Annotated in this window: 22 protein-coding genes; 20 read left to right on the forward strand and 2 right to left on the reverse strand. The window is 41.8% G+C overall.

Annotation, left to right across the window (positions count from 1 at the left end):
* Positions 1-138: 138 nt before the first annotated feature.
* From ACQ4LT_RS12550 to ACQ4LT_RS12615, 14 genes are all read left to right on the forward strand, one after another.
* A complete protein-coding gene (locus ACQ4LT_RS12550) occupies positions 139-792 on the forward strand; it encodes a cytochrome c3 family protein (protein WP_445666406.1) in 654 nt (217 codons plus the stop codon).
* 51 nt (positions 793-843) lie between these two features.
* Positions 844-3,894, forward strand: coding sequence for a TAT-variant-translocated molybdopterin oxidoreductase (locus ACQ4LT_RS12555; protein WP_445666407.1), 3,051 nt, complete (start codon positions 844-846; stop codon positions 3,892-3,894).
* An 18-nt stretch (positions 3,895-3,912) separates the two neighbouring features.
* Complete coding sequence (gene nrfD / locus ACQ4LT_RS12560; protein WP_445666408.1) at positions 3,913-5,346, forward strand: NrfD/PsrC family molybdoenzyme membrane anchor subunit; 1,434 nt, start codon at positions 3,913-3,915, stop codon at positions 5,344-5,346.
* A 12-nt stretch (positions 5,347-5,358) separates the two neighbouring features.
* Positions 5,359-5,907: a DUF3341 domain-containing protein gene (locus ACQ4LT_RS12565; RefSeq protein ID WP_445666409.1), complete on the forward strand. Its 549-nt coding sequence runs from the start codon at positions 5,359-5,361 to the stop codon at positions 5,905-5,907.
* A 36-nt stretch (positions 5,908-5,943) separates the two neighbouring features.
* A complete protein-coding gene (locus tag ACQ4LT_RS12570; RefSeq protein WP_445666410.1) occupies positions 5,944-6,933 on the forward strand; it encodes a c-type cytochrome in 990 nt (329 codons plus the stop codon).
* Positions 6,934-6,977: 44 nt separating this feature from the next.
* Positions 6,978-8,162 (forward strand): hypothetical protein, encoded by a 1,185-nt coding sequence (locus ACQ4LT_RS12575; protein WP_445666411.1) that lies wholly within the window; start codon positions 6,978-6,980, stop codon positions 8,160-8,162.
* Between the two features lie 58 nt (positions 8,163-8,220).
* On the forward strand, positions 8,221-8,772 hold the full coding sequence (locus ACQ4LT_RS12580) for a transposase (protein ID WP_445666412.1): 552 nt from the start codon (positions 8,221-8,223) through the stop codon (positions 8,770-8,772).
* Between the two features lie 13 nt (positions 8,773-8,785).
* Entirely contained in the window at positions 8,786-9,625 is an 840-nt protein-coding gene (locus tag ACQ4LT_RS12585; protein WP_445666413.1) for an SCO family protein, read from the forward strand.
* On the forward strand, positions 9,612-10,562 hold the full coding sequence (coxB, locus tag ACQ4LT_RS12590; RefSeq protein ID WP_445666414.1) for a cytochrome c oxidase subunit II: 951 nt from the start codon (positions 9,612-9,614) through the stop codon (positions 10,560-10,562). Before ACQ4LT_RS12585 ends, coxB begins: the two co-directional genes overlap by 14 nt.
* Before the next feature lies 1 nt (position 10,563).
* On the forward strand, positions 10,564-12,309 hold the full coding sequence (gene ctaD, locus ACQ4LT_RS12595) for a cytochrome c oxidase subunit I (protein ID WP_445666415.1): 1,746 nt from the start codon (positions 10,564-10,566) through the stop codon (positions 12,307-12,309).
* A 35-nt stretch (positions 12,310-12,344) separates the two neighbouring features.
* Complete coding sequence (locus ACQ4LT_RS12600) at positions 12,345-13,001, forward strand: cytochrome c oxidase subunit 3 family protein (RefSeq protein ID WP_445666416.1); 657 nt, start codon at positions 12,345-12,347, stop codon at positions 12,999-13,001.
* A gap of 23 nt (positions 13,002-13,024) precedes the next feature.
* Entirely contained in the window at positions 13,025-13,327 is a 303-nt protein-coding gene (locus ACQ4LT_RS12605) for a cytochrome C oxidase subunit IV family protein (RefSeq protein WP_445666417.1), read from the forward strand.
* A 365-nt stretch (positions 13,328-13,692) separates the two neighbouring features.
* Complete coding sequence (gene cyoE, locus ACQ4LT_RS12610) at positions 13,693-14,598, forward strand: heme o synthase (RefSeq protein WP_445666418.1); 906 nt, start codon at positions 13,693-13,695, stop codon at positions 14,596-14,598.
* A gap of 197 nt (positions 14,599-14,795) precedes the next feature.
* Complete coding sequence (locus ACQ4LT_RS12615; RefSeq protein ID WP_445666419.1) at positions 14,796-14,993, forward strand: hypothetical protein; 198 nt, start codon at positions 14,796-14,798, stop codon at positions 14,991-14,993.
* 28 nt (positions 14,994-15,021) lie between these two features.
* Here ACQ4LT_RS12615 and ACQ4LT_RS12620 read toward each other — a convergent pair whose 3' ends face one another.
* Positions 15,022-15,741 (reverse strand): RDD family protein, encoded by a 720-nt coding sequence (locus ACQ4LT_RS12620; RefSeq protein WP_445666420.1) that lies wholly within the window; start codon positions 15,739-15,741, stop codon positions 15,022-15,024.
* Between the two features lie 136 nt (positions 15,742-15,877).
* On the opposite strand from ACQ4LT_RS12620, the gene ACQ4LT_RS12625 reads away from it, so the two are divergent.
* From ACQ4LT_RS12625 to ACQ4LT_RS12650, 6 genes are all read left to right on the forward strand, one after another.
* Positions 15,878-16,825 carry a stage II sporulation protein M gene (locus ACQ4LT_RS12625; RefSeq protein WP_445666421.1) on the forward strand — a complete coding sequence of 316 codons (948 nt, stop codon included), beginning with the start codon at positions 15,878-15,880 and terminating at the stop codon, positions 16,823-16,825.
* A gap of 13 nt (positions 16,826-16,838) precedes the next feature.
* Entirely contained in the window at positions 16,839-17,705 is an 867-nt protein-coding gene (locus ACQ4LT_RS12630) for a hypothetical protein (protein ID WP_445666422.1), read from the forward strand.
* 48 nt (positions 17,706-17,753) lie between these two features.
* Positions 17,754-18,428, forward strand: coding sequence for a DUF4129 domain-containing protein (locus ACQ4LT_RS12635; RefSeq protein ID WP_445666423.1), 675 nt, complete (start codon positions 17,754-17,756; stop codon positions 18,426-18,428).
* Complete coding sequence (locus ACQ4LT_RS12640; RefSeq protein ID WP_445666424.1) at positions 18,425-19,618, forward strand: DUF4350 domain-containing protein; 1,194 nt, start codon at positions 18,425-18,427, stop codon at positions 19,616-19,618. Before ACQ4LT_RS12635 ends, ACQ4LT_RS12640 begins: the two co-directional genes overlap by 4 nt.
* On the forward strand, positions 19,615-20,631 hold the full coding sequence (locus ACQ4LT_RS12645; protein WP_445666425.1) for an AAA family ATPase: 1,017 nt from the start codon (positions 19,615-19,617) through the stop codon (positions 20,629-20,631). The genes ACQ4LT_RS12640 and ACQ4LT_RS12645 overlap by 4 nt, the downstream gene beginning before the upstream one ends.
* Before the next feature lie 491 nt (positions 20,632-21,122).
* Positions 21,123-21,962 (forward strand): DUF58 domain-containing protein, encoded by an 840-nt coding sequence (locus tag ACQ4LT_RS12650; protein WP_445666426.1) that lies wholly within the window; start codon positions 21,123-21,125, stop codon positions 21,960-21,962.
* 53 nt (positions 21,963-22,015) lie between these two features.
* Here ACQ4LT_RS12650 and ACQ4LT_RS12655 read toward each other — a convergent pair whose 3' ends face one another.
* On the reverse strand, positions 22,016-24,457 hold the full coding sequence (locus ACQ4LT_RS12655) for an alpha-ketoacid dehydrogenase subunit alpha/beta (protein ID WP_445666427.1): 2,442 nt from the start codon (positions 24,455-24,457) through the stop codon (positions 22,016-22,018).
* Positions 24,458-24,513 lie beyond the last annotated feature (56 nt).

Genomic DNA, 24,513 nt, shown 5'->3' on the forward strand with positions numbered 1-24,513 from the left:
ACTCCTTCTATTTAGATTCGATTTAAATATGAGAAAGCTCATTTTTATGGGTTCTAAAAGAGTTGGATTTTCCATACTTTCATGCCGAAATCTTTTAGAGGACAATTACATAAAGTAACGACAAATTTCACCTAACCCATGGCTCAGATTTTTCCCCGATGGGCAAATGAAGTACCCCAACGTATTTTGCTCGGGCTCATTATTTTCGCAACAGCAACAGTAGCAGGAGTTTGGTATTTCTTTTCTCCCGAATATACCGATGTTGGTTATGCTCCCGAGCAGCCCATCGAATACAGCCACAAGCTGCATGCCGGCGAACTTGATATTGATTGTCAATATTGCCACACCAACGTCTTTAAATCCAAGTTCGCGAATGTGCCCCCTACAGAAACATGTATGAATTGCCATAATCAGGTTGACGGCTCACAAAATCCCGAAGAAGTACAAAAAATTCGTGACAGCTGGGAATCTGGAGAATCAATTGAATGGGTTCGCGTGCACAACCTTCCGGATTACGCTTACTTTAATCACGCAGCGCACGTCAACGTGGGCGTAGGTTGCGAAACATGCCACGGACGTGTTGATCGAATGGAGAAAGTATTTCAAAAAGAGCCTCTGAGTATGAGTTGGTGTCTTGACTGTCACCGAAATCCGGAGCAAAATGTTCGTCCGGTTGAGGAAGTCACTACAATGGGATATGAACCCGAAAAGGATCAGATTGAAATGGGACGTGAGCTTGTAGCAAAGCACAATATTGCTCCCCCTACCTATTGTCAAAGTTGCCATTATTAATAAGAAGGAATATTTAACCGAACGAATCTGAATTAACGCAATCGTAACGGAATGAGCGAAGAAGTAAAAAATCCCAATTACTGGAAAAGCCTTGGCGAACTTGCTCGCAATGAAGAGTATGAAAAGTTCGTTGAGCGCGAATTCCCTGAAAATGCCACAGAACTTAACGACAAAGTATCACGACGCAGCTTTCTGCGTGTGATGGGTGCTTCCATTGCGCTTGCGGGATTTGCTGCCTGCCGACGACCGGTGCAAAAAATCGTACCCTTTAGTAAGCAGCCAGAAGATCTGGTAGAAGGCGTACCTCAGTATTACGCTTCAGCATCCCCATTCCAGGATGCGCTAAACGGGATCGTCGTCGAAAGTAATTCAGGGCGACCGACAAAAATTGAAGGAAATGAGATGCACCCGGCCAGTAGCGGGAATACCAGTATCTTTGGTCAGGCCGAGATCCTAAACATGTTCGATCCTGACCGTTCACGATACGTCCGCAAAGACGGTGAGCGTTCTTCGGTTAATGCTTTTACAGAATTTTGTAGTAATCATTTCTCAAACACTGATCAGAATATCGCCTTCATTTCCGAAGCGAACTCCTCTCCTACTTATAACAGGATGAAGGGGCAGGCACTGGATCAATTCTCCAATGCACAATGGATTACGTACGAGCCATTTGGAGAGGACAATGCCCTTGAAGGTACTAATATTGCATTCGGTGAGCGACTGCGAACATATAATAAGTATGATGAAGCCGATGTCATCGTAAGTTTTGATGATGATTTCCTGAATCCGACTGGTGACAAAAACAGTGTTGAAAATACCAAGCGTTTTACCGACAGGCGTCGCGTGATGTCTGAAGATGACGACATGTCTCGGTTTTATGCTATTGAAAGCACATTTAGTATTACCGGTTCCAACGCTGACAACCGCCTGCGCATTAAATCAGGCGAAATTGAACACTTTATATATGCACTGGCTGCTGAGCTTTCTAACTCTGTAAGTGGATTGTCCGCATTCAGTGGTTACAGCAACAAATTTTCTGATCACGAGTGGATCGCTGTTCTGGCTGAAGAACTGCTCAACAATCGAAGTAATTCTATATTAACAGTTGGACGTGATCACAAGCCGGAGCTGCATGCTACCGTTGCTGCTATTAATGTTGCGCTTGGTAACGATGGACAAACTGTTGATTATCTTAATGTTCCACATATTGATAACCAGAACAATCGGGAAGCTTTTGCCGGTTTAGTTGAAGATCTTAACAACGGTAATATAGATACAGTTGTACTTGTTGGAACCAATCCCGCATTCACGGCACCAGCTGATTTGAATTTTGATGAAGCTCTTGCCAATGCTGGACAGGTTATTCATCTCTCTAATTATTATGATGAGACCTCAAAACTGGCCAACTGGCATATCAACCGAGCTCATTTCCTTGAGGCTTGGGGCGATGGCTATTCCTATGCCGGAACCCGCTCTATTATTCAGCCTCAAATCGAGCCGTTGTACTCCGGAATTAGCGAAATTGAATTTTTAAATATTATTCTGAACGGAGAACAAGCAAAAGGTTATGACCTGGTTCAGAATACATGGAAAGATTATTACTCAAACAACTTTACGAGTCAGTGGAATAAAGCACTGCACGATGGGTTAGCAGGCGAAGAAACATTTTCAGCTTCTTCTGTCAGTATTTCAAGTGCATTTAATTCGCAAGCCAGCGATTTCATTAGCAATGCAGACTCTTCTGAGGGTATGGAACTGGTTATTCGACCCGACTCAACAGTATTCGACGGACGCTTTGCCAATAACGGCTGGCTGCAAGAACTTCCCAAACCGATGACGAAGATTACTTGGGATAACGTTGCGCTGATGAGCAAGAAAACAGCCGACAAGTTGGGCGTTAAGGAAGCCAGTCTTGGAAAATCAGAAGTAGAAGTTATTTCTATCACTGTTGACGGCACAACAATTGAAATCCCAGCCTGGGTTCAACCCGGTCACGCCGATGACAGTATTACTATCACCGTAGGATATGGTCGCGAAGGTGTTGGACGCGTAGCTAATAAAACAGGTGTTGATACCTATCCGCTTCGCACAACAGCTAATATGCATTTTGCTAGTAATGTATCAGTTGAAAAAACTGGTGAAACATATGAAATAGCTTGTACACAAGACCATAACACTATGGAAGGGCGATCGCTATTGCGGCATGCTACTCTTCAGGAATACCGCGAGAATCCCAATTTCTCGACGTACGAATCTGCTTATGATGCCGAAATGCCGGGCGTCGCATATGCTGAAGAGCATGGAGAAGATGATCCGCTTTCAATTTTCGACCCTATTGGTGAACAAGATTACCCCGATTATGAACCGCAATGGGGTATGTCTATTGACCTAAACACCTGTACCGGTTGTGGAGTCTGTACAATTGCATGTACAGCAGAAAATAACATTCCGGTGGTAGGTAAGCGCGAGGTAAGTCGTGGACGCGAGATGCACTGGATCAGAAACGACCGCTATTTTGATGGCGATGTCAACGATCCCAAAGCCTTACACCAGCCCGTGCCCTGCATGCACTGTGAACTGGCACCTTGTGAACAGGTTTGCCCGGTAGCAGCAACTACGCATAGCGATGACGGTATGAACCAAATGACCTACAATCGCTGTATCGGAACCCGTTATTGTGCAAATAACTGTCCATACAAAGTTCGTCGCTTTAACTTCTTTAACTATTCAGAAGAATTTTTAACAGGTGGAGATGATCCGGAAATCATCCAAATGGCGATGAATCCGGAAGTAACCGTACGTTTCCGCGGTGTAATGGAAAAATGCACCTATTGTGTACAGCGTGTCAACCGCGCCAAGATCAATCGTGATATTGAAACTAACGGCGAAACCATGAAACCAAAAGATGGAGCTGTAGAGACGGCTTGTCAGCAAGCGTGTCCTGCAGATGCTATCTACTTTGGAGATCTCACCGATCCCGAAAGCGAAGTAGTGAAAACGAAGAAGAACAATCGAAACTACTTGTTGCTTGAAGAGCTTAATACGCGACCAAGGACGTCGTATCTTGCTAAAGTTCGTAACCCCAATCCCAAATTGGCTTAATTTTCAACATACCTTACGATGAGCACAGATTATCAATACGCGCCAGAGCCAAAACTCGTAAAAGGAAACCATTCCTTTGGGAGTATAACTGATCTTATTGCCAAAACTCCGTTATCTCCCACTCCTAAATTATGGTATTTAGCATTTGGTCTTGCGAACATTTTAATGATCATCCTTTTAGGATCTATCGGATATCTCATCTGGGATGGTATCGGAATTTGGGGGCTTAACAACCCAGCCGGATGGGGTTGGGCTATTATCAACTTTGTTTGGTGGGTTGGTATCGGTCACGCCGGAACGCTTATTTCTGCTATCCTATTTCTCTTTCGACAAGGATGGCGAACGGCAATTAACCGTTTTGCTGAGGCAATGACCATCTTTGCCGTAATGTGTGCCGGAATCTTTCCTGCTATCCACGTAGGACGTATCTGGGTTATATACTGGGTATTTCCAATTCCTAACCAGATGGCAGCTTGGCCCAACTTTTCAAGTCCACTGCTTTGGGATGTTTTTGCTGTAAGTACCTATTTCACCGTTTCATTGCTCTTCTGGTATGTGGGATTGATACCCGACTTTGCCACACTGCGTGATAAAACCAAAAGCAAAATTGCTAAAATTACGTATGGAATTGCCTCTCTGGGCTGGACAGGCAGCTTTCGTAATTGGTGGAACTACGAAAAAGCCTACATGATTCTTGCCGGTCTTGCTACCCCGCTGGTACTTTCGGTACACACTATTGTATCCTTTGACTTTGCCGTTTCAGTTATTCCGGGCTGGCATAGTACTATTTTTCCGCCCTATTTTGTTGCCGGTGCTATTTACTCCGGTTTTGCCATGGTATTAACGCTGATGCTGATCGCTCGAAAAATTTACGGTCTTGAAGACATCATGAACATTGATATCATGGAAAAGATGAATCTTGTAATGATGATTACAGGTAACTTAGTTGCTTTTGCTTACCTGATGGAAGGTTTTATAGCTTGGTACAGCGGCTATATTTATGAACAAGGAATTTTCTGGCTTTACGTCGTCGGACCCTATGCCTGGGGCTTTTGGATACTCATGTTCTGTAATGTGGTAACTCCCCAATTCCTCTGGTTTAAGAAAATACGACGTAACGTTGCTATCACATTTGTTATTTCGATTATTGTGAACATCGGAATGTGGTTTGAACGCTTTATGATTTCCGTTGCATCACTCTCAACAGACTTTATGCCCTCTGCGTGGGATTATTATTCGCCCACCTTCTGGGATATTATCACCTATGTTGGAACATTCGGACTCTTCTTCACTTTCTTCCTGCTATTTCTTCGCTTTCTACCAATGGTTGCCATTGCAGAAGTTAAAGGAGTTATGCCGCAGGCAGATCCACATAATTATGATGAAGAGACCAACGAATTTGATATCGAGAAAACGAAACCTGTTGTAGTTCAACACGAGAAAACTGTTTAGTAACTGATATTTATGGACGCAGAAAACAAACAAATTTATGGTGTATTAGCCGAGTTCAGAAACCCAAAAGAACTCGTTGATGCCGCTTCTTCGGTAAAAAAATCCGGATACCAGGATTTTGATACCTATGCTCCCTTTCCCATTCACGGGATGGAAAAAGCCATGGGATTAAAAAAATCTCCCCTTGGCTGGATTGTATTAGGTGGAGCCCTAATAGGTTTGATAGGTTCATTGGCATTAATGATTTGGGTAATGGGCTATGAGTACCCAATGAATATTAGCGGTAAGCCTTATATCAATTTCCCAATTTATGTACCAATAGCATTTGAGTTAACGGTTCTTTTGGCTGCATTTGCCACAACATTTGGAATGCTGGCACTCAATAATTTACCGCGTTTGTATAATCCGTTGTTTAACGTAGAGCGTTTCTCAAAAGCGTCGGATGATGGCTTTTTTGTTCATATTGAAGCTTCTGATGATCTTTTTTCGGAAGAAAAGGTAAAAAAACTGTTCCAGGATAACGGAGCAACACACATTGAAACCGTATACGATTCGGAATAATTGACCACAAAAATCTTTAGTTCGCATAATAATCCGATGAAAGTTTCCAAGTACTTATTATTAGCTGTTATTGTCTTTCCAGTGGCTTTAGCTGGGTGCAGAGGTGAGAAATTTCAATCTCAGCCTGTTCATCCCAATATGAATATGGATCAGCAAGAACGTTTCGAACCACAAGAAAAAAATGAGTTCTTTGCAGACAATCGTGCCATGCGCAAACCTGTTGAAGGAACGATTGCCCGAGGCAATCTTAAAGAAGACAAAGCCCTATACCAAGGTATCAATGAGGACAGCAGCTTTGTAGATGAAATTCCCTTGGATGTCACTAAATCTTTTATTTACCAGGGTAAAGACCAATACGAAGTATTTTGTACGCCATGTCATGGAATTGCTGGTGACGGAAATGGTATTATTATGGCGAACAATTACGGATACGTTCCCGCTCCGAGTTTCCATCTTGAACGTCTGAGAGATCAAAGCGATGGATACCTTTATTCTACTATTGCCAATGGTATTCGAAATATGCCATCCTACGCCACACAAATTCCTGTAAAAGATCGATGGGCCATTGTAGCCTATGTGCGTGCACTACAGAAAAGTCAAAATATTTCTGAAGATGAAATTCAGGAATACGACGTAGATCTTACTGCCCTGAAAGAAGACCACCAGGAACAATTGGCTGCAGAGCAAGCCAAAGAAGAAGCCCAGGCAGGCGGCGATGGTGGAGAAGTTTCTGTTGAACGAGGTAAAACGATTGCACAAAATAACGGTTGTATGAGCTGCCACTCTACCGATGGTTCAAAGATGGTAGGCCCGACTTGGCAAAATTTATATGGATCCGAGAAAACCTTTGATGACGGATCCACCGCTACCGCTGATGAAGAGTATTTAAGAGAATCTATTGTAGAACCATCTGCTAAAGTTGTAGAAGGATTTCCTCCTTCTATGGTTTCATACGACTTTCTAAGTGATAGCGAAATAAACTCGCTCGTTGAGTATATAAAATCATTGAGTGAAAACGCTGAATAATATTTCAAAACGTATTTAACGTATATAAACGATTGGTTTAACCTATGAGCAAGCCCAAAATAACTGATACACTGGATTTTCCTTCAGATTTGAATACAACCAAATCATTATTTGGAGTAGGAATTGTAGGTCTGCTGGCTACCGGTGTTGGATATTTCCTGGATCATGATCAGTTTTTCTTCTCCTACCTTGTTAGTTTTTCCTTTTTCTCCAGTATAGCACTGGCAAGTTTGTTTTTTGTGATGGTTCAGCATTTAACCCGATCAGAATGGAGTGCTGTATTGCGAAGAATTCCTGAGACGTTCTCATCATATATTTGGATCTGGGGATTATTTATCATTCCCATCTTTTTTGGAATGCATTCTCTTTATCATTGGACGCACGCTGATGCCGTTGCTGCCGATCCGGTTTTACAAGGTAAAGAACCCTACTTGAATACTACATTCTTCATCATTCGTCAGTTTATCTACTTTGCGCTCTGGAGTTTTCTCGGTTATCGACTGTATACAAAATCAGTTGAAATGGATAAAACCGGCGACTGGGGACTGCAAACGCTGCTACGAAGAACCAGCGGTCCCGGATTATTTTTCTTTGCCATTACTCTTGCTTTCGCCTCTTTTGATTGGATAATGTCGCTTGATCCACACTGGTACTCTACCATTTTTGGCGTTTATTATTTCGCAATGAGTTTCCAGGGATTATTTGCCGCCCTGATTCTTGTCATATTTTTCTTGTGGAGAAATAATTTACTTACAAATACCATCCAGAAAGGGCATATATATGATCTGGGTGTGCAGATGTTTGGCTTTACCGTATTTTACGCCTACATCGCATTTAGTCAATTTCTGTTGATCTATTATGCAAATATTCCGGAAGAAACAGTTTGGTATTTAGAACGCTTGTCGGGCGGATATGAATATTTGGCTTACTTCTATCTATTTGGACGTTTTATCATTCCATTTATAGTTTTACTGCCTAAAGGTCCAAAATCCAATTACAAAATTGTTGGCAGTGTCTCCGTATTAATTTTAGTATCACATCTGGTTGAACTCTATTGGCTTGTTATGCCAGTACTCAACCACCATGGTTTCCATCTTAACTGGATGACTATTACAAGCTTTATCGGACTTGGAGGTATCTTTTTAGGATTATTTTTCTACAAGTTTAAACAAAATAAAATGGTACCTATTAACGATCCAAAATTGGGAGATTCACTTAATAAACATTAATCCAATAGGTAACAATTAACGCAGTAGAACTGTTACTGCTAACAAAGCTTTTATTTTCATGGCTAACGAGAAGCAAAATTATTCTGCCGATTTTAAAAAAGAAGTTGCACAACAAGCATTAGACCAGTCCAAGAAAAATTTGGACGAGCTGTCAAAAAAGTATGATGTACCCGTTTCAGTTATTCTAATGTGGGCAACTGAGTTGGAAAAAGGTGGAGACGACGTTTTTGAAACTGAAGAAGATGACACCTCCTCTCCCGAAGAACCGGCTGAAAGTGTTGATGTAGAAATAACCGACGAACAGTTAGCCGACTCTGTTGAACACGGAGTAATGCAAGATAAACTAAATTACAAACGCCTTGTATTTTGGAGCGTTTTTGGAACAATTTTAGTTGTAGTATTTGTATGGGGTCTTTTTGAAATGTATCAATATAATTCAGCAGTTACACAAGATCGCGTATCATCTGAAAGTGAATACTATCAGGTTAACCAGATGAAAAGGGAAGCACGACAACAACTCGATAGTTTTGGTGTTGTTGATCTTGAAAATGGTACTTACAGAATTCCTATCGACAGCGCCATCAATAAGATGGCTGCCGATGAAGAATAGCTAAAAAACACTTATGAAACATTTTGGGCTTGCAATAGCAGTAATAAGCCTGTTTTTACTACCCTACTCTTCCAATGCACAACTGAATCAAAATAAACCAAGCCAACTGGAAGATGTAGGAGTTGAAGAGCGGTTGGGTGACCAGATCCCACTTGATTTGACATTCGCCAATGCAAAAGGCGATTCTATAAAACTTAAAGATTTATTTACTGACGGCAAGCCGGTACTTTTGAATCCGGTTTATTATGAGTGCCCGCAGTTGTGCTCCATGATAAAAGAAGCCATTTTTAAAGGGGTTAAAGACTTAAAGTGGTCACCGGGTAAAGAATACAATATTGTTACCTTCAGTTTTGATCCCCGAGAAGAAACAGCTTTGGCTGCTGAAAACAGAGAACGTTTTTTGAATAAACTTGGAAGAAAAGGTGCTGAAAAAGGATGGCACTTTCTAACCGGTAATAAAGAAAATATTAATAAACTCACTGAGGCCGTTGGATTTAATATGAAGCGCCTGCAAAATGGACAGTATGCACACGGCGCTGCTATTATATTTCTTAGTCCCGATGGCGTGATAACACGTTATCTGTACGGCCTCAAGTTTGACGAGTTTAATTTGCGAAATGCATTATATGATGCAGCTGATGGTAACATCGGGAGTGCTGCAGAACAAGTTTTACTTTATTGTTATCAATACGATGCGGATTCCAATACATATGTACCGGTAGCCTGGAAAATCATGCAGGTTGGCGGCTTTGCTACCATGTTAATTCTGGGTATATTCCTCGGTTTTATGTGGTTGCGGCACCGATATTCTAATAATGAAAAGCAAATAAAAGAAACGAATGGACGCGATTAGAGATTTCTTGTTACCCCCGGCAAAATCTACACTGGCCGAACAACACGATACCCTTTTCTGGTTCGTACATGGCAGCAGCCTTATTCTGACGATTGGACTCATTGCTGTCTTAATTTATTTCATCTATAAATATCGGCGTAAGTCTGAAGATGAAGTAACTCCTCTTATCACTCATAATAGTGCTTTGGAAGTTACATGGTCTGTTATTCCCTTGATACTGGTTCTTATCGTTTTTGGTTGGGGATACCAAGTATTCATGAATCAACAAGTTGTACCTGACGATGCCTACGAAGTAAAAGTTACGGCACAAAAATGGATTTGGCAGTTTCAGTACGAAAATGGTGCCCAGTCAACTGGAAAATTGCACGTCCCAGCCGACCGTCCAGTGAAACTTATCATGAGTTCCCAAGATGTTATTCACTCCTTTTTTGTTCCCGACTACCGTTTAAAGCAAGACGTAGTGCCAGGACGATATACCGAAATGTGGTTTAATGCTCCTGAGCCGGGCGAATCAATCATATACTGTACCGAATATTGCGGTGATGGCCACTCCGACATGTTGGGTGAAGTTATTGTGCATGAGCAGAAAGAATTTGAAACCTGGCTCGCAGAAAATGCCGGTGGAGGGTCACAACCAGAAGATCTTGCCCCAGAAGAATGGGGAGAACAATTGGCACAGGAATGGGCTTGTACTACCTGTCACTCTACTGACGGTAGCCAAATGACTGGCCCAACCTGGCAAGGAACATTTGGAAGTGAACAAACTTTTGAAGATGGCTCTACGGTAACTGTGGATGAAAACTATCTCCGTGAGTCTATTCTGGAGCCCAATGCTAAAATCGTTGAAGGATATCCCGCAGTGATGAATACCTACCAAGGGCAACTTAACGATGAGCAGATTAATGCGATTATCGAATACATCAAAACATTGAAGTAATATGGATACAGCAGAAGCAAGTTCTACATCTAAAAAAATTCAGGTTCAACGATATAAACCTGATGACAATCCTGATAAGCACTATTTAAATGAGGAAACAGGACTGTGGTCTTGGTTAACAACAGTCGATCATAAGAAGATCGGCATCATGTTTCTGGGATCCATTACCTTCTTCTTTTTTATTGGAGGATTGATGGCACTCTTAGTGCGTACCGAACTTTGGACGCCTGCCAAAACTTTTATTGAAGCCAATACCTATAATCAGCTTTTTACGCTGCATGGTGCAATAATGATTTTCCTTTTTCTGGTTCCGGCGGTACCAGCAGCTCTTGGTAATTTTATCTTGCCGCTACAATTGGGAGCCAAAGATGTAGCGTTTCCCAAGCTTAACTTATTAAGTTTTTACCTGTATTTAACTGGGGCATTTGTCGCTATCTTTGCCATACTCAATGGGGGCATTGATACCGGATGGACGTTCTATACCCCATACTCTTCTACGACAGGCGGTGCTGTAACAACCATGGTATTCGGTGTTTTCATAATTGGATTCTCATCCATTTTAACAGGAGTAAACTTTATTACCACTATTCATAAATTGCGGGCACCCGGCCTTACATGGGATAAACTGTCGCTATTCTCCTGGAGTCTATATGCTACAAGCATCATCCAGATTTTAGCAACGCCAGTGCTTGCTATCACGCTTGCACTTCTTGGTATGGAACGCATTTTGGGAATCGGAATCTTTGATCCGGCGATGGGCGGTGACCCGGTTCTGTTTCAACACTTCTTCTGGTTCTACAGCCATCCAGCGGTATATATTATGATTGTTCCCGGCTTTGGCGTTGTCTCAGAAGTTATCACGACCTTCAGCCGCAAACACATTTTTGGCTATTGGGCTATTGCGCTTTCATCATTGGCTATTGCCTTTATCAGTTTCCTGGTGTGGGGACATCACATGTTCGTTTCCGGGCAGGCATCATTAGCTTCTATGGTCTTTTCATTCCTAACCTTTCTGGTTGGTATTCCCACAGGCATTAAAATGTTTAACTGGACTGCAACCTTGTATAAGGGTTCGATCGATATCAAATCACCGCTGCTTTACATTTTTGGATTTTTCTTCCTCTTTTTGGTTGGCGGCCTGACAGGTATTGTACTTGCTTCTATCGCACTCGACGTTCACCTGCACGATACGTATTACGTAGTCGCGCACTTTCACTTTGTAATGGTTGGTGGTATGGTGATGGCATTCTTAGCCGGCCTACACTACTGGTGGCCTAAAATCACCGGTCGCATGTACAACGAAACCTTGGCAAAAATTACCTGTGGTATTATCTTCGTAGGATTTAACGTCACATTCCTTCCCCAGTTCGTAATGGGATCTCAGGGAATGCCTCGACGTTACTTTAACTATATCGAACAGTTTCAACCATTCCACCAAGTTTCAACCATAGGATCATATATTCTCGGTTTTGGCTTCCTGATGGTATTCTACTATTTGGTCAAGTCACTCTTTAGCGGACAAAAAGCTACAGCAAATCCCTGGGGTAGTCGTGCTCTCGAATGGCAAATAAATACACGGCCACCACTGCATAACTTCCATCATATACCTGTAATCATTAACGGTCCATATGATTATCACAAACCAATGGAAGAGTTTCAGTTAGGTTTAGCAGAATCTACTGATGGACACGGGCAAGAAAGTAATCTTGAAGTAACAAGCGATGGCAAAGAAATTAACGCTGAGTAACAACGTATTAACCTGAAAATCATTAATAACTGATTATGGCAGATCATTCATCTTCCACAACACATTCACGATTTTTTCAGCATCATTTTGTGGATGCCGAACAGCAGTTTCAGACTGCAAAATTGGGAATGTGGATATTTTTGGTAACAGAAATTCTGATGTTCGGCGGATTATTTGCTGCCTATATCGTCTTCCGAACATGGTATCCCGATCTATTTACGCAGGCCTCAGCAGAGCTTAACACTCTTTGGGGGGGCGTTAACACGGTGGTACTTATTGGCAGTAGTTTAACAGTAGCTATGGCCATCAAATCAGCCCAGCTAAATCAGAAAAAGAACATTGCCATTAACCTGGGAATTACGCTGGCTCTTGCCGCCGTATTTATGGTTATCAAGTACTTTGAATGGACCCACAAGTTTGAGCTCGGTATTTTTCCCGGCCAGTTCTATGACTTTGGGGGCATTGAACATGAGAAGGCAAATGTATTTTTTAGCCTATACTACCTGATGACCGGTCTGCACGGCATCCACGTATTAATTGGAATGGGATTAATGAGCTGGTTACTCTGGAGATCTTTGAAAAACCATTTTGACAGCGAGTACTACACCCCAATTGAGATTACGGGCCTTTACTGGCACCTCGTTGATATTATCTGGATTTTCCTCTTTCCCCTGTTCTACCTAATTGAATAATAACTCTAAATATTTTAAAGCTCATGAGCGGACATCATATATCCTCGGATAAAACATTACTTGGCGTTGCAGCCGCATTGCTGGCACTAACGATTCTTACAGTAGGAGTATATTATATCCAAATTCCCGCTCCCTGGAATATTATCACGGCAATGGGAATCGCTATTGTAAAGGCAACATTGGTTGCACTATTCTTTATGAATCTTTACTGGGACGAGCGATTTAATTCCATGCTGTTGGTAGCAGGGTTAGCCTTCTTTGGATTATTAGTGGCACTTACCCTTTTGGATACCCTTTTCCGTGCCGAAGTTATACCAACCTTTTAAGGAAAACAATCCATATCTTTGCAATAAAAAAAGCCGATCCCATCCATGATCGGCTTTTTTTATTACCCATCCTTCTTACATACTACTATATAGAATTATCTATACATCGGGCACCTACCTATTTAAATGTGAGACAAGAAAGAACAAAAAGGTTTCCACTGCTATTAAAACGCAATACCTGTCTTTTTTGATAAATGGTTGATTAAACCCTCAATTGATCAACCAACATACCGCCAGTAAAAAACCCATAAAAAGCTACGTTGAATCTCATCAATCCAACTGATGCAAAATTTACACTCTGCCAAGGGTAACAATTTCCAATTTAAATTAGTACATTTGCATCTGACAAAAACCACGTACTTGGCATGAAGTTAACTACAAAATTTTCCCTTTCAACATTTCTTGATACCCAGCAAATAGCGGCATACTATGAGCTTACCAAGCCGGGAATCACCCTCACGGTTTTAATAAGTATGCTGATCGGATTTGTATTGGGGTCATCCGGACAAATTGATTACATCACCCTTATTCATGCCACTCTCGGGACATGGCTTATAGCATCAGGCACAGCAGCACACAACCAATTTTTGGAATGGCGGTACGACGGTAAAATGAAACGGACCCAAAAACGTCCTGTCCCCGCAAGTAAAATATCGCCCAAGAAAAGCGTATTATTTTCTCTCACATTAATTACCGTTGGACTACTTTATTTACTACTTGCCGTTAATGCCGTTGCCGGATTAGTATCACTATTAACGACCCTCATCTACTTGGGCATTTACACGCCCATGAAACGCATTTCGGTTGCTAACGTATTCATTGGTGCAATACCGGGAGCACTGCCTCCGGTAGGCGGTTGGGCCGCTGCAACAGGTCATCTGGGAAGTACGGGCATGTGGCTACTGTTTGGCATCGTATTTCTATGGCAAATTCCCCACGTTATGGCTATTGCCTGGGTCTGCAAAGATGACTATAGCAATGCAGGCTTTCAGATGCTTCCAAAAAGTGATCCTAAAGGCGCAAAGGCAACAACACTAATTGTAGGATGTTTAGTTGCTTTACTACCGGTTTCATACGGGCTGTATCATATTGGAATGAATAGTTGGATCTATTTAATCGGCGGCCTCTTAAGCAGTATTGTGTTCCTTTATTATGGACTTATCTTTGCCAAAGATCGCGACAAACCTTCCGCCAAAAAATTAATGTTTGCCTCATTTGGATACTTACCTGTCATCTGGGCTTTCGTTATTATAGATATTCTGGTCCTGTAATTATTACTCTTCTTTTCTAATTCAAAAAGAGTTTTAAGCGAAAAGCCGGAGAAGTAATGACCTTTAATTCTATGAAACATCCAATAATACTTCTTGCTACAGTATTTTTGTAAGTGCATGCGGGTGATAATAAGCTCATCTCCTAAAACTGGATTGAAATAGCCCGGACACCCGAGGCCAACAATGGCAATGGTTATATGAATTTCTTTTTAAGCTACGACCAAGAACGTCTGCCCAGCGCTCCCAAAAGTGCATATGTGTTTCTGGACAGTGGTATTAATATGGTCTATATCGACCAGAAGAATAATCTGGTTATTGTAGGTCGATGGATATCAGATTATGATGCAATGGATGGTTTAATCAAACGTGTAATTGTGATTGACTCCATAGAATAAGACCCCTGCACTTTTAAAGGAAGAGTATTTAACCATGAATTACGTTATAATCCTTTACAACAGTCCGTAAAAATTTTAACGTGCCCTTTTCCCGAGTCTTTTCGATTCCCATCTTTTCCTTGATAGCATTACGCGTTCTCAAAGCTATAATCTTATACGTCTGCCGATCATATTCTTTCCTTTCATTCAATACTTCTTTAACAATGGATATATCTTTATCGCTTAAGACCGATACCTCGGGATAGATCGGCTCATATCCCTCTTCCACATCTGCATACAAAGTATCCGACAGGCTGGTTCTTTTTTTATTTTTTACTACCGCAGTGCCCGCGGCCAAGTCTCCCAGTCGCTGCCCTTTGCCATTAACCAAAATAGTAACAAAAGCTACAGTACCCGATGTAGTAGTAATATCAATAAGACGAAAGATCCATCGCATTATATAATTACCAAACGTTGCCGGGGTCCCGTCGGTTTTTATCACTTTGATACCCACCGCTTTCTTTCCTGGTGACCGCCCCTCCATAAAAAGCTCAAAAACAAGATGATAAGCCATAAGCGGAAGGGCCACTACTGCCATAATAACCCATGTTGACGATTCCGAAAACTCAAAAATTAAAGAAAGAGAAACAGCTAAGTAGATCCCCATTATGATTATATCTAAAATGTAGGCTCCAATACGTGCCCCAATGCCTGCTGGAATATAATCTATCTGTACATGCTGAGAGGTTTCTATATTTAAATGATTCATAAAGAAATAATCCTGGTGGGTATATTATTTTTGATGAGTTTGAGAAATTCTGTTTATTAGGTTAATAATATCAAAGGCTTTTCAAGCATCAAGTCATCCACGAATAATTTCAAGAGCGCAACTAGTACCAGAGGCTATGCGAGAGGTTAAATTTTTACGTCAAAATGCTCCTCACTGGAAAAAGTTTGAGCAACTGCTGGAACAACCAGAAAAAGCAGATGCTGATGAACTCGCTGATTTATATACCAGGCTAACTGATGATCTGGCATGGGCGCAAACATATTATCCCAGTAGTGAGACCACCGCATATCTCAATGAGTTAACTGCAAAGGTACATGAACAGATCTATGAAAACAAAAAGGAGGATAAAAGACGTATCCTTCATTTTTGGAAACAAGAATTACCCCAGCTCTACTATAAGCACCGCCATAAACTCACGATTGCATTCACGGTATTTATTGTTGCCCTCGGTATAGGCATCATATCAGAACTAAATGATCCTGATTTTAGTCGAATGATATTGGGCGATCGGTATGTAAATATGACGATCCATAATATTGAGCAAAACGATCCCATGGCTGTATATAAGCAAGATCATTCGATGGATATGTTTCTTGGGATTACCATCAACAACGTACGAGTCTCTTTTATGGCATTCGTATCTGGTATACTTGCGTCAGTAGGAACCGGATTACTGCTCATGTACAATGGCATTTTCATCGGGGCATTCTTGGCTATGTTTAGCCAATATGGGGTGGTTACCGAATCACTGTTAGTTGTCTTTATTCACGGTACCCTTGAGCTGTCAGCTATCGTCATTGCCGGGGCGGCCGGTATAGTGATGGGGAGTGGTATCCTGTTTCCCGGTAGCTATAAACGCTTAACTTCATTTAAGCGAAGTGCCCGCGAAGGACTTAAAATGACCATTGGGTTAGTACCAATATTTATATTGGCCGGTTTTTTAGAGTCTTTTGTTACACGTTATACCGAAATGCCACTACTGTTAAGTTTATTCATCATAGCAGGTTCACTACTGTTTGTGCTATGGTATTTCGTTTTATATCCTCGTCATCTCCAACAATAAATAACAAATCATTATGCCTGATACTTTAAAAATAAAACAACCTCGGGATTTTGGTGATCTCATTACGGCACCATTTACATATATTCGTCAACACTATGAGGTGCTTGGCAAAAGTTTACTCTATTTTGTCGTCCCCCTCATTGCTGTAACAAGTATTCTAATGACCCAGTACTTTTCAGCTTCTTTTGAGATGGGAATGAATCCGGATGCCATGAACTCTGGAGATTTCCTATCAAAATTTATGGCTACTTCCGGAACCGGAACATTCTTTGGAGTTCTAACAATGACTGCCTTGGCTGCGGTTATATACACTCATATGAAGCTGGTAGCTGATGAAACGGTCTCTAATGCTAAAATAACAGTAGATCATATTTGGCAAGGGCTCAAATCAAATTTCTTAGGGATTTTGATGATCTCGATTGGAGTCTTTTTCGCAACTATGTTGGGAGTGATAGCCTTAGTAATTCCCGGCATCTTTATCTCTGTAAAACTTACTTTGGTTGCCGCAGCATATGTATTAGAAGACAATCACTCTATTAGTGATGCTTTTTCACGATCGTGGCATTTAATTACCAATCACTGGTGGTTTACATTGGGTCTTGTGTTAGTTTTATCAATCCTTATTGGCCTATTATCTCAAGCGCTAAGCCTGCCTTTTGTAATCGTCTCTGCTATTAGTGGCTTTTCTGGCTTTGCAGATCCTAATACAGCAGGTACATTAATAGCTATTTTCTATGGTTTTGTAACCTCTTTGAACTATATATTCTACAGCATATTATACTTAGCTCTCGGCTTTCACTTTTATAACTTGGTAGAACGTAAAGAAGGCGCAGCATTGCAACAGCGTATCAATGAAATTGGTAATTCCGCTAACGCCTAAGTATTCTGTTCGTTGAAGTATCATCGCTATTTCTTGTTTTCCTTTTTTATGACTGTTCTTCCGTTTTTTGCCTTCGGGCAGCAAACGGATCGGCAGTCCTCTGTTCCGGATGTCCGACAGCCGACAGAACAGAACATCGATTCCTATGCCCAACAAGAGGATTTTATCTATCGATCTCTTCCCAAAGAAGACCAATCACTGGTAGAAAAAATTTTTGCATGGGGATTAAACCAAATAGCTAAACTGCTGGACAATCCCACAGCAAATAGTATACTTAAATATTTATTCATACTGCTCTTCATCGGGCTTATTGTTCTCCTTATTAATCAGTTTATGAAAGGGAACATAAGCAATATCATCCGCAGTCATGATATCCAAAAGCAACCGATAACTTTTAACAAGCAAGACCTTGACAACCTTGACCTGGATGAGCTTATCAACAACGCCATTACAGATAATAACTATAGTTTAGCTGTCCGATATCTGTATCAACAAAAACTTAAACAGCTACAGGAGGGCGGTTATATTAACTGGAAAAAGGAAAAGACTAATCGTACGTACCTCTATGAAATAGATGAACCCAAACTCCGTACTCATTTTCGTGAGTTGACCCAATATTATGAGCTAATTGAATATGGAAACTTTCCAATAAATAGTACTGACTTTCAATCTATTCACGAACAGTTTAAAGAAATGCGAACTCTTATTCGGCATTCATCGTGAAAAAGAAACACCTTTATATTTCTATATTAGTTATAACAGTAGTGGGATACCTGCTGGTTCAATGGACTCAACCCAAATCCATTGACTGGTCCCCCAGTTATTCCGGTCTGGCTAAGAAACCCTACGGCTGCTTTATAACGCGCAATGTACTCGATGATATTTTTCCTGATCAGCCTGTCCTTTACCGGAATAAACCTATTTTTAAAAGCCGTGATACTGCCTCGTTCCAAAATGAAATCTATATCAACAGTAGTTTTTCGCCCGATCGTTATGAATCTGAAATATTGTTGGAACGAGCCCGCAACGGAAATAATATTTTTATCTCTGCCCATACTCTTGATGGACCGCTGGCCGACAGCCTTGAATTGAAAGTAACCGACCTGCCTATATTTTCGGCTCCTGCCCTTAATTCAAAATGGGATTCCCTGAGTCTAAATTTTACTCATGACAGCAAATCTTATAAGGGGCAATGGTGCTTCCCTAAAATGCTGGGAAGCTCCTATTTTACCGATTTTGACTCCTCTGCAACTACTATCATGGGTAGCAATGGTAACGGTGAAGTGAACTTTATTAAGATTGAACGTGGAACCGGTACATTCTATGTGCATTCTGTACCCCATGTGTTTACCAACTACTTTATGCGTGATTACCAAAAGGCTAAGTATGCCTCACGTGTGCTTTCTCATCTTCCGGTAGCCCAAACGGTTTGGGATGAATATAACAAAGACGGGCGCATGGTGAATACCTCTCCCCTTCGTTATATTGTTTCCCATCCCTACTTAAAGTGGGCCTGGATTACAGCACTTATTGGGTTAGCTCTATTTCTTACTTTCCGTGCTAAACGCAGACAGCGTGTTATTCCTGTTATAGAAAAGCCCAAAAATTCCACCGTAGAATTTACGAAAACTATCGGTCGCCTGTATCATCAGAATGGAGATCATAAGGGCATTGCTTCAAAAAAGATTAAGTACTTGTTAGAACATATCCGGGAAGATTTGAACCTGGATACTCAAAATATCAATGATGAGTTTTTAGAACACCTTTCCCAGCGTTCGGGAGCAGATATGGAAACTGTAAAAACGCTTTTTAACTTTATTGACCGAATTCAAGCTAAGGAGAACATCTCTTCTGATGAACTCTGGTATTTGAACAAACATATTGAAACTTTTTATCAACAATCATCGCGATGAATAACCAACCTAAAGAAGTACCTGACAACTCCAACTCCTTTGCACCTGCTGTACAAAATCGAACTGATCTTTCCGATATTAAAGCCATGGCTGATAGTATCCGGAGCGAGATTGGTAAAATAATCGTAGGTCAACATCGTATGGTAGATCTGCTCATAACGGCCCTGTTGGCAAATGGGCACGTTCTTATTGAGGGCGTGCCGGGGGTTGCTAAAACCCTTACCGCCAGACTATTTGCCCGTACCTTGTCGACCGACTTTTCTCGCATCCAGTTTACCCCCGATTTAATGCCGGCGGATGTCATCGGTACCTCAGTATTTAATCCCAAAACAACAGAATTTAACTTTAAAGAGGGACCAGTCTTCTCTAATGTGGTCCTGATTGATGAAATCAACCGATCACCGGCGAAGACACAGGCCGCACTTTTTGAAGTGATGCAAGAGCGGCAAATATCGGTTGATGGTACCACTTATGCTATGGAGGAACCCTTTATTATCCTGGCAACACAAAATCCCATCGAGCACGAAGGTACCTATAAATTACCGGAAGCACAGCTCGATCGTTTTCTTTTTAAAATTAATGTAGATTATCCCGAACGGGATCAGGAAACGGCTATTTTAGAAGGCGTACATCAGCGTAAAAATAAAAATGATCCCTCACAGCTCGATCCCGTTGTTGAGGCCAAGAAATTGGTACAAAACCAATCGCTGGTTTCTGATATCCACGTTGAAAAATCGTTGATGCAATACATTACCGGCATCACACAGCATAGCCGAAATCATACAGCCATCCATATTGGAGCCTCACCACGAGCTGCCGTATTTATGATGCGTGCTGCACAAGCCTGGGCTGCTATTAATGGTCGCGATTTCGTAATTCCCGATGATATTCAGGATATTGCTCGGCCGGTATTGCGCCACCGCCTTATTTTAACGCCCGAAAAAGAGATGGAAGGCACCTCTACTGATGAAGTAATAACCCGAATTATTAAACAGATAGAGGTACCGCGATAGTACGTTTCATCAAAAACATCTACCTGACCAACCGGTTTTTCATCTCACTGTCTTCTGTTTGTATACTTTTCGTACTGGGATACTTCTTCCCTATCATCGGAGCCATAGCTGAAATATTATTATTAGCTCTTTCGGTCTGTATAGCAACGGATGTCCTGCTTCTGTTTTATCCCGGCCAGGCAGTAGAAGCCTCAAGAGATCTCCCAAAGCGATTATCAAATGGAGATCCCAATACCATTAGCATCTCCCTACAGCATTACCATCCTTTTGAAGTTGGGGTTACTATTATTGATGAACTGCCCTTCCAGTTTCAGAAGCGAGATCATAATTTTAAAGACAGTCTGTCACCCCAAAAGCAAACTAAGATTGGTTATAAACTAACACCTACCCAACGAGGCAGCTATACCTTTGGAGCTCTTAATATTTATGTAACCTCACCACTTGGGCTTATTGAACGACGGTATCGTTTTGATGAAGAACAGGAAGTGCCTGTGTATCCATCCTTTATTCAAATGCGACAATTTGAGTTGTATGCCATCTCGGATCGATTACAAGACGTAGGTATTAAAAAGATACGGCGTATTGGCCATACAATGGAATTTGATCAGATACGGGAATACGTGCGGGGAGATGATGTTCGATCAATCAACTGGAAGGCCACAGCCCGAGGCGGTGATCTTATGGTGAACCAGTACCGAGATGAACGCTCACAACAGATATACAGCGTCATCGATACAGGCCGGGTCATGAAAATGCCTTTCAAAGGACTGCAACTGCTTGATTATGCAATTAATTCGAGCCTGGCTATTTCTAATATTGCCCTCACAAAACATGACAAGGCCGGCTTGCTTACATTTGGAAACAAAGGATGTAAAATCGTGCCCGCTCAAAAGAAGCGAACGCACTTGCACAAAATTCAGAAAGCGCTCTACAATGTTGATACCGATTTCAAAGAATCGGATTTCAACCGCTTGCTTACCTTTATGCACAATAAGATTTCGCAGCGAAGCCTTATCTTGTTATATACAAACTTTCAGACTATTGAAAGTATGAAGCGGAAACTGCCGGTCCTACAGCAACTCGCTTCCAAACATCTGTTGGTCAGTATCTTTTTTGTAAACACCGAATTAGACGACCTTTTACAGAATACGCCCGAAAACATAGAAGAGATCTATATCAAGACTATTGCAGAAAAGTTCAGTTATGAAAAGAAAAGTATTGTTAAGATGCTAAACCGGCGTGGTATTCAAACTATTCTTAGCCGGCCTCAAGACCTCTCTATTAATACCATCAACAAATACCTGGAATTAAAAGCCCGGGGACTTATTTAATACAGAGACTTTAAACACTCCCTTCATATTTTTTAAAAACGCACCTGAAACTGTTACTCATATATAGGCGGATACTTTGCCGGGTTAGCCTCACTCATAAGGGCATACACCGCCTCAAAGATATCTTCTTCGTTGGGTTTAGAGAAGTAATCACCGTCAGAACCATACGCACCACGATGCTCTTTAGCAGTCAGGCACTGTGGTTCGGAATCCAGATAGTAATACCCTTTTTGATCTTGAATCACCTTGTTCATCATAAACGCGGAAGCACCGCCCGGGACATCCTCATCTACAAATAAAATGCGATTGGTTTTCTTGAGCGATTCCACAATATCATGTTTGCGATCGAATGGCAGCAACGTTCGCACGTCAATCAATTCTGCCGAAATACCAACTTCTTCTAATTCCGGCAACACATCTTCACAAATATTGCAGGTAGATCCATACGAAACGATAGTGATGTCTGTACCCTCGGAAACCACTTTGGGAATACCAAGCGGTACCGTAAATTCTCCTAAATTTTCGGGCAGATCTTCCTTCAGCCGATAAGCGTTAAGCGGCTCTATAACCAATGCCGGATCATCCCCTTTTAAAAGACTGTTATACATTCCAGCGGCTTCGGTCAGATTTCGCGGCACGCATACATGCACACCTCTGATCCCGTTGATAATCATGCCCATGGGCGATCCGGTATGCCAGATTCCCTCCAAGCGATGACCTCGCGTTCGAACAATAAGCGGCGCCTTTTGTCCCCCCATACTTCGATAGCGAACAGTGGCAAGATCATCACTTAATCCCTGAAAACAGTAAAGCAGATAATCCAAATACTGGATTTCGGCAATGGGTCGTAATCCTCGCAATGCCATTCCAATACCTTGCCCTAAAATAGTAGCTTCGCGAATACCGGTATCGCTTACCCGCAATTCGCCGTATTTATCCTGCATATTTTCGAGTCCCTTATTCACATCCCCCAGCTTCCCGGTATCCTCACCGAAAACAAGGGTTTCGGGATATTTCTCAAACAGCTTGTCAAAATTATCACGCAGTACTACGCGTCCATCCACACTTTTGGGATCATCGCTATATACCGGTGGGTTTTCCTCAACATTCAGTGGAGACTGCTCGCCTTCGCTGTACAAATGACTATCATATCTATAACTATTGGCTTCCTTACTTTCTTGGAGCCAATTCTGTAGCTCAGTGCGGGCAGAAATATTTTCATCCCGTGTTAATCGCAATGCTTTACGAGCCCCCGAAACGATATATTTTCGCAGCGGTACAATGGGGGCCTTCATGTCCTTTATTATCTTGTTCAACTCCTCTGATTTACTGCTCTCAGAGGCAAGGTCTTCAATCAATGCTGTTACCGTTTCAAGCTCTTCCTTCAACTCTGATTTAAAAGATTTCCAGGCCGCTCTCTGGGCCTCTTTAACTTCTTCCTCAGCTTCTTTCTCAATTGCTTCAATCTCCTCTTCCGAAGCAATATCTTCTTCAATCATCCAGCTTCGGGTTCTGTTGAGGCAGCAATACTCTTCCTCCCATTCCAGGCGTTCATCAGACTTATAACGCTCATGCGATCCGGATGTAGAGTGTCCCTGCGGCTGTGTCACCTCGGTAACATGAACCAACACAGGCACATGTTCTTCCCGAGCTATTTTTTCAGCTTTTTCATAAGTTTCCATAAGAGCCTGATAATCCCAAGCCTTAACTTTCAGGATCTCGATTCCCTCCTGTTCCTCCGTTCGCTGGAAACCCTTTAGAACTTCAGAAATACTTTCTTTGGTCGTCTGATATTTGCGAGGCACCGAAATACCATAGCCGTCATCCCAGACTGACATCACCATCGGAACCTGCAAAACACCGGCGGCATTGATCGTTTCCCAGAAAATCCCCTCCGAGGTACTGGCATCACCAATAGTACCCCATGCTACTTCATTTCCTCCATCCGAAAATTTTTGAAATTCATCCTGCTCTAAAAGGGAATCATGATTGCGATACACTTTTGAAGCTTCGGCCAATCCCAATAACCGTGACATCTGTCCCGCAGTGGGAGAAATATCCGGCGACGTATTTTTCATCGCGGTTAGATCTCTCCAACTGCCATCATCATTCAGGCTACGCGTACTAAAATGTGCATTCATCTGACGTCCACCGGAATGAGGCTCTTCTTCAACATTTGCATGAGCATAAAGCTGTGCAAAAAACTGCTGCACCGTAACCTGACCAATAGCCATCATAAAAGTTTGGTCACGGTAATAGCCAGCACGGAAATCGCCCTCCTTAAAATATTTAGCCATTGCAATCTGCGGCATCTCTTTACCGTCGCCGAAAATCCCAAACTTCGCCTTACCGGTGAGCGTTTCCTTGCGGCCCAAATAAGCAACTTCTCGACTTTTAAAAGCTAACTTATAGTCACTTATGATCTCTTGTTTCTGCTCTTGAGAGTAAGAAATGTCTGACGATTTCTTCTCCTTTTTTGTCTTTGTAGATGCCATAATATCCGTTTTCAGTTAAAACTTTTGCAGCAGTATAAATTATTTTCAGATAGCTA

It is taken from the genome of Fodinibius sp. AD559 (genome assembly GCF_052712805.1).

Coding starts and splice junctions, on each gene's coding strand:
- ACQ4LT_RS12550 (WP_445666406.1), top strand. CDS start 139: ATGGCTCAGATTTTTCCCCGATGGGCAAATGAAGTACCCCAACGTATT.
- ACQ4LT_RS12555 (WP_445666407.1), top strand. CDS start 844: ATGAGCGAAGAAGTAAAAAATCCCAATTACTGGAAAAGCCTTGGCGAA.
- nrfD (WP_445666408.1), top strand. CDS start 3,913: ATGAGCACAGATTATCAATACGCGCCAGAGCCAAAACTCGTAAAAGGA.
- ACQ4LT_RS12565 (WP_445666409.1), top strand. CDS start 5,359: ATGGACGCAGAAAACAAACAAATTTATGGTGTATTAGCCGAGTTCAGA.
- ACQ4LT_RS12570 (WP_445666410.1), top strand. CDS start 5,944: ATGAAAGTTTCCAAGTACTTATTATTAGCTGTTATTGTCTTTCCAGTG.
- ACQ4LT_RS12575 (WP_445666411.1), top strand. CDS start 6,978: ATGAGCAAGCCCAAAATAACTGATACACTGGATTTTCCTTCAGATTTG.
- ACQ4LT_RS12580 (WP_445666412.1), top strand. CDS start 8,221: ATGGCTAACGAGAAGCAAAATTATTCTGCCGATTTTAAAAAAGAAGTT.
- ACQ4LT_RS12585 (WP_445666413.1), top strand. CDS start 8,786: ATGAAACATTTTGGGCTTGCAATAGCAGTAATAAGCCTGTTTTTACTA.
- coxB (WP_445666414.1), top strand. CDS start 9,612: ATGGACGCGATTAGAGATTTCTTGTTACCCCCGGCAAAATCTACACTG.
- ctaD (WP_445666415.1), top strand. CDS start 10,564: ATGGATACAGCAGAAGCAAGTTCTACATCTAAAAAAATTCAGGTTCAA.
- ACQ4LT_RS12600 (WP_445666416.1), top strand. CDS start 12,345: ATGGCAGATCATTCATCTTCCACAACACATTCACGATTTTTTCAGCAT.
- ACQ4LT_RS12605 (WP_445666417.1), top strand. CDS start 13,025: ATGAGCGGACATCATATATCCTCGGATAAAACATTACTTGGCGTTGCA.
- cyoE (WP_445666418.1), top strand. CDS start 13,693: ATGAAGTTAACTACAAAATTTTCCCTTTCAACATTTCTTGATACCCAG.
- ACQ4LT_RS12615 (WP_445666419.1), top strand. CDS start 14,796: ATGAATTTCTTTTTAAGCTACGACCAAGAACGTCTGCCCAGCGCTCCC.
- ACQ4LT_RS12620 (WP_445666420.1), bottom strand. CDS start 15,741: ATGAATCATTTAAATATAGAAACCTCTCAGCATGTACAGATAGATTAT.
- ACQ4LT_RS12625 (WP_445666421.1), top strand. CDS start 15,878: ATGCGAGAGGTTAAATTTTTACGTCAAAATGCTCCTCACTGGAAAAAG.
- ACQ4LT_RS12630 (WP_445666422.1), top strand. CDS start 16,839: ATGCCTGATACTTTAAAAATAAAACAACCTCGGGATTTTGGTGATCTC.
- ACQ4LT_RS12635 (WP_445666423.1), top strand. CDS start 17,754: ATGACTGTTCTTCCGTTTTTTGCCTTCGGGCAGCAAACGGATCGGCAG.
- ACQ4LT_RS12645 (WP_445666425.1), top strand. CDS start 19,615: ATGAATAACCAACCTAAAGAAGTACCTGACAACTCCAACTCCTTTGCA.
- ACQ4LT_RS12655 (WP_445666427.1), bottom strand. CDS start 24,457: ATGGCATCTACAAAGACAAAAAAGGAGAAGAAATCGTCAGACATTTCT.